Source organism: Williamwhitmania taraxaci (assembly GCF_900096565.1).
Lineage (GTDB): Bacteria > Bacteroidota > Bacteroidia > Bacteroidales > Williamwhitmaniaceae > Williamwhitmania > Williamwhitmania taraxaci.
Map to the genome: position 1 here is coordinate 1 of NZ_FMYP01000124.1, position 5,022 is coordinate 5,022.

Consider the following 5,022-nt stretch of genomic DNA (forward strand, 5'->3'; position numbering starts at 1 on the left):
CTCGTAGGCACGCTGCGCCACGTTGCTCTCGTAAATGCCCGTTTTGGCATCCCTGTTCCTGCGAATCTCCCGGGATATCACGGAAGGGCTTCGGTTGATAAACAGGGCTATTTCTTTTTGTAGCTTGCCTTGCTGTAGCATGAGGGTAATTACATACCTTTGCTCTTGGTTGATGTGCGCCATTACAACTTATTTTTAGAGGACTTAGGGGGTAAAGAACCACATTTTTTCCATCGGAGCAGCGAAGGTGAGTAATTCTCATCTTCCTGTTCTGAAAAAATGCAATTCCTTTCTCTCCAATCAATCCTATAAGTTGCATTTGTTACTTGAATTTAGGATATGATACCAGACACGTTGTTTATGAAACACACGGATTGTCAGCGTTGGAATTAGAAAATGGTTATTGGTGGTCATATAAAGAGTTCTATAAATGGAATAATGTTTTTAAAGCTTCATTTTCTCACGATTCATTTAAACATCAGATGAAACACCTTTTTTATACTGGAGGTTGGAAAAAGTTTGAGGAGGTATGGAATGTAATAATAAATGTGGGTGGATTGCAGAAAATGTTACCATTATTAGAATTGCTATTAAGTGAGATTGAAATGGACGATACAAACAAATCAAATTTCCCCTATAAATAGGCCTTTAAGCGGCACGAAGTGCCCAGCGAGAAGTCCCAATGCATATGTCTGTACGCAACCGCTTGTTTACACTTCCGCTAAAATAATTGGGATAACCCGATACAACGAAACGGGAAATAAGTTAGATTTGAGTATTATACTGTATAAAACCACACTATACATATCTATTGTGGGTGTGTATGTTTTAGTGATAGATAAACAGTTATCGCTAATTCTAGTAGAGGGACTCTATACGAAACAAACCAATTTTAAACCTTGTAGATTAAGACATAAAATGGAAGAAACAAAAAAGTATTATTCTCAAAGAACAATAACGATTGCAACATACTTTGGCGGACCACTTGCAGCAGGATATTTGGTTAAGAAAAATTATGAGACATTAGGACAACCTCATAATGCACGAAAATCGCTATTAATTGGAATAGTTTCAACCATATTGATTTTTGCTGGCATATTTTCGATCCCAGAAGAGATCGTTGATAAAATACCAAATGCTTTGATTCCCTTAATTTATACAGGAATTATATACCTAATTGTTGAGAGAATTCAGGGCGAAAGTTTAAAAAATCATAAGGAATCTGGTGGCGAATTTTATTCTGGATGGAAAGCAGCTGGAGTAGGTGCAATTGCGTTGTTGATAATTGCCTTAACTGCTTTTATTGCTGGTGATTTATCCAATACTCAACCAAACTTTGATGCTATAGCCTATGACAAAGAGGTAGCGAAATTTGTAGATAATGAGAATAAATCTGTAGCAGTTTTTAATGTTATCGATACTCAAACACCTGATTATTTGATTAAGGAATTTAGCAAAGGGATTGTAATGTGGAAAGAGAACAAAAGGATAGTAGAAGGATTAAACTCAATTGAAAATTTACCGAAAATACTGAAAGACCAAAATACTTTACTTTTGAAATATTGCGATTTAAGAATTCAACATAACGAGATAATTTTAAAGGCCATTTCTGAGGATACTGATAAGTATGTATCTGAAATTGAAAGAATTGGATTTAAGATAAATAAAATATTGGAAGATTTAAAAATATCACAGCCTAATAAATAGGACTTTAAGCGGCACGAAGTGCCCAGCGCGAGAACTTCAATGGGCTCATGAGTGAGGCGAATAGCTGTAGGTTTTACTATATTGCGGGGTTGAACGTTATCGGCTGTGTATACACAATAGCACCAACACCAAATCTATTGCAACAGTAGCGTTAATCGGATGTATATAATGGTTTTTAAAACTTATTTCAGATGAAAATATCTTTTCAAAAATTGTTTTATGTGATAGCCACGGTAATTGCGATCTTTGCAATACTGGTATTGGCCAAGTCGATTCTTATTCCGTTGGGCATCGCTTTGCTTATGTCGTTCATACTATTTCCGCTGGCACGAAAGTTTGAGAAGTGGGGAGTAAAGAGAATACTCGCTGCTTTCCTATCCATCTTCGTAGTTGTTTTAATGGTAGGTGCTGTAATTTCCTTCTTTTCGAGCCAAATAGTAGAGCTATCCAATGAGTTCGCAAATTTTCAGGATAAAATCATCCTTGCCTTTGCGGATGTTACTCTGTATATCGACAAGCATGTGGGTTTTATTCATTTGGAGAAAAACGAACTGTTTGGCCGGATGAAGGGTTGGCTCAGCGAATCGACGGGTTCGTTGGTAATGAACTCAATTAATAGCACTGCAAGTTTTCTCAGCGGGCTGCTGGGCGCAGTGGTATTTACTTTCCTAATCTTAATTTACCGGAAAGGGTTAACCGAGGCTTTCGTTGGATTTTTTCCTGTAGAGAAAAAAGAACAAGTTCTGAAAATGTTTAAATCCGTTCAGCATGTCGGACAGGATTACTTGTTGGGAATGTTACTTACCACCATTTTAATTGGATTGGCCAATAGTATTGGTCTCTGGATTATTGGCATCGATAATCCCTTCCTTTTTGGCTTTCTAGGTGCTACGTTGTCCATCATCCCATATATTGGAACCATTTCCGGTGCTATTATTCCTATTTTATATGCTTTTGCGACGAATAATTCCGGATGGATGATGGTATCGGTGGGTTTACTGTTTTGGGCAGTTCAGCTAATTTCGGATAACTTTCTCACGCCAAAGATTGTGGGCGGTACCTTAAAAATTAACGCCTTGGCGTCCATACTTAGCCTGATCATTGGCGCGGTTGTATGGGGTGTAGTTGGAATGATTTTGTTTTTACCGTTTGTTGCAATGCTTAAGGTTGTGTGTGAGGAATACGACGACCTTAAACCAGTTGCACTGCTACTTGGTGGCCAGGACGATCCAGAACAAGAAGATAGCGGTAAGTCTATGAGCGCGTGGTTTAAAAAGACAGGGAGTTGGTTTTCGAAACGTAATACCACTCACAAAAAAAGTTCAAAAGCCAAACCAACAACTAACGAAGAATTGTAAGAAGCTTGCTTAATCCTGAATGTTGTTTTCGGGACAAGGTGCCAATAGGACTTCGGGAGGCAATTTGTGCGTAGTGAGAGTACCGAAGAGGGTGATAATTCCGAAGCGCTGGTTACGCCACGTCGGTTGCCGAGGCTTATCAGCGCACGCTTTCTTTTTCGCTTTCTTTGGCTATATTTGAGCCCATCAATGTTTTATATGTAGAGCACGGTTGCTATTCATTCATAAAAACATGGAACTTTTTTGGGTAATTCTGATCGTGCTTGTAGCAAGCCTTGTGAAAGGAATCACCGGCTTCGGTTTTGCATTGGTATCGCTTCCCCCATTATTGATATGGTACTCTCCAAAGGAAATTATTCCAGTATTGCTTTTGTGCAATTTATTCTCGTCCACCATTATTGTTCTTCAAAAGAAAGACCGCAAACTAATCAGTAAGCAATTTAATACGCTGATACTTTATGGCGCCGCTTTTACCATTTTTGGGGTGATACTCCTTAAGTATCTGCCCGAGGAGTTAATGATTGTTATCCTAAGTATTTTTCTGATTCTATTGTCCATCCTTTCCGTTCTTGGAGTTGAATACAAAATGAAACTGACGACTAGATCGTATAAAATTGCAGGAGCTCTTTTGGGTTTCTTAACCGGGAGTATTTCCATTAGTGGTCCTCCAATGGCACTTTTCTTGCATTCGGCAAAGGTCGACAATCAGCAATTCCGCGAGATATTTTCGTGGTTTAGCATAGCCACATCCGTAGTTGCATTGGTAGGATATATTTTGTTGGATATCTTAACTTTTAAGTCTTTTAAAATGGTTTTGTTGTTTATACCTATCCTTTATATCGGTTCATTTATAGGCAAAAGAATAAACCACCTTATTCCTGATATTGTTTTCAAAAAGGCGATTCTGATTATCACTTTAGTTTCCAGTATTTTTATTCTGATACGATGAGCGTTTGCGAAGTCCCGGTTTCAATAGCCAGGACTTTACTATTTTTTCCATCCAAAACATAGCCGCGGAATATTGGTGGTATAAAAGAAAAGTATCTGCCTTTTCGATATTGGATCAGTTGTGAAAGAATATCGTTATATTTGGGATGATAGTTGGCTTGGTTATAATTTGATCTTACACAAAAAGACAATGATTGAACCGAAAGAACACGCTGCATCTAAAGAATTTCTCGCATTACTAATCTCAGGAAACCGTTTAGCTTGTTCGGAGTTTATTCATGAGTATTCCAAAAAGCAAACTATTCAAGAGCTGTACGAAGATATAATCAAAAAAGCATTGTATGAGGTAGGCGAGCTCTGGGAAAACAATAAAATAAGCGTAGCCACTGAGCATTTAGCATCTTCAATTGTCGAAGCTATCTTAAATGAGCTTTACGGTAAAGTAATTTCGGAAAAAAGGATTAACAAGAAGGTAGTTGTTGCGTGCATTGAGAGTGAATTCCATCAAATAGGAATTAAGATGATTAGCGATGTTTTTGAAATGAACGGTTGGAATTCCTATTTTCTTGGAGCAAATACACCAATCCACGATTTGATTGAATTTACCAGAAAAATTAAGCCAGATTTTCTTGCAATTTCACTCAGTATCTATTTCTAGATAAAACGGTCGAAGTTGTGCCACCCATTTCGGTTCAAGTTGTGCCAGGCGTTTCGGTCGAAGTTGTGCCACTTTTTTAGGTGCATTTAGGCTATTGTTTCGGTCGAAGTTGCGCCACCCGTTTCGACGCAAATTGCGCCATTGAGCCATTGAAAGGAATGATTTCTATCTTATCGCTGAAACTTAAATCAGGGATATGGCCGCAAAGAAGATAGATATCATGGATGTACGACAATTAATTCAGTTAAAAATCAAAGGAGAAAGCAACCGCAGCTGTTCTTCAAGTTTAGCCATACACCGCAATACGGTAAATTACTATGTCCGACAGCTGAAAGCAACAGGGACGAGCTA

Annotated in this window: 6 protein-coding genes; 5 read left to right on the forward strand and 1 reads right to left on the reverse strand. The window is 38.2% G+C overall.

The genetic code is table 11. From position 1 onward, the window contains the following. Positions 1-183, reverse strand: a 183-nt coding sequence (locus BLS65_RS18950) for a helix-turn-helix domain-containing protein (protein ID WP_139180972.1), incomplete at its 3' end; no start/stop codon positions are given. A gap of 143 nt (positions 184-326) precedes the next feature. On the opposite strand from BLS65_RS18950, the gene BLS65_RS17130 reads away from it, so the two are divergent. From BLS65_RS17130 to BLS65_RS17150, 5 genes are all read left to right on the forward strand, one after another. After that, positions 327-644: a hypothetical protein gene (locus BLS65_RS17130; protein ID WP_092441015.1), complete on the forward strand. Its 318-nt coding sequence runs from the start codon at positions 327-329 to the stop codon at positions 642-644. Between the two features lie 274 nt (positions 645-918). Beyond that, a complete protein-coding gene (locus BLS65_RS17135) occupies positions 919-1,707 on the forward strand; it encodes a hypothetical protein (RefSeq protein ID WP_092441016.1) in 789 nt (262 codons plus the stop codon). Between the two features lie 191 nt (positions 1,708-1,898). Then, positions 1,899-3,065 carry an AI-2E family transporter gene (locus tag BLS65_RS17140; RefSeq protein WP_092441017.1) on the forward strand — a complete coding sequence of 389 codons (1,167 nt, stop codon included), beginning with the start codon at positions 1,899-1,901 and terminating at the stop codon, positions 3,063-3,065. A gap of 232 nt (positions 3,066-3,297) precedes the next feature. Further along, positions 3,298-4,014, forward strand: coding sequence for a sulfite exporter TauE/SafE family protein (locus BLS65_RS17145; protein ID WP_092441018.1), 717 nt, complete (start codon positions 3,298-3,300; stop codon positions 4,012-4,014). 120 nt (positions 4,015-4,134) lie between these two features. Next, positions 4,135-4,671, forward strand: coding sequence for a cobalamin B12-binding domain-containing protein (locus tag BLS65_RS17150; protein WP_125869939.1), 537 nt, complete (start codon positions 4,135-4,137; stop codon positions 4,669-4,671). The last annotated feature ends 351 nt before the right edge of the window (positions 4,672-5,022 follow it).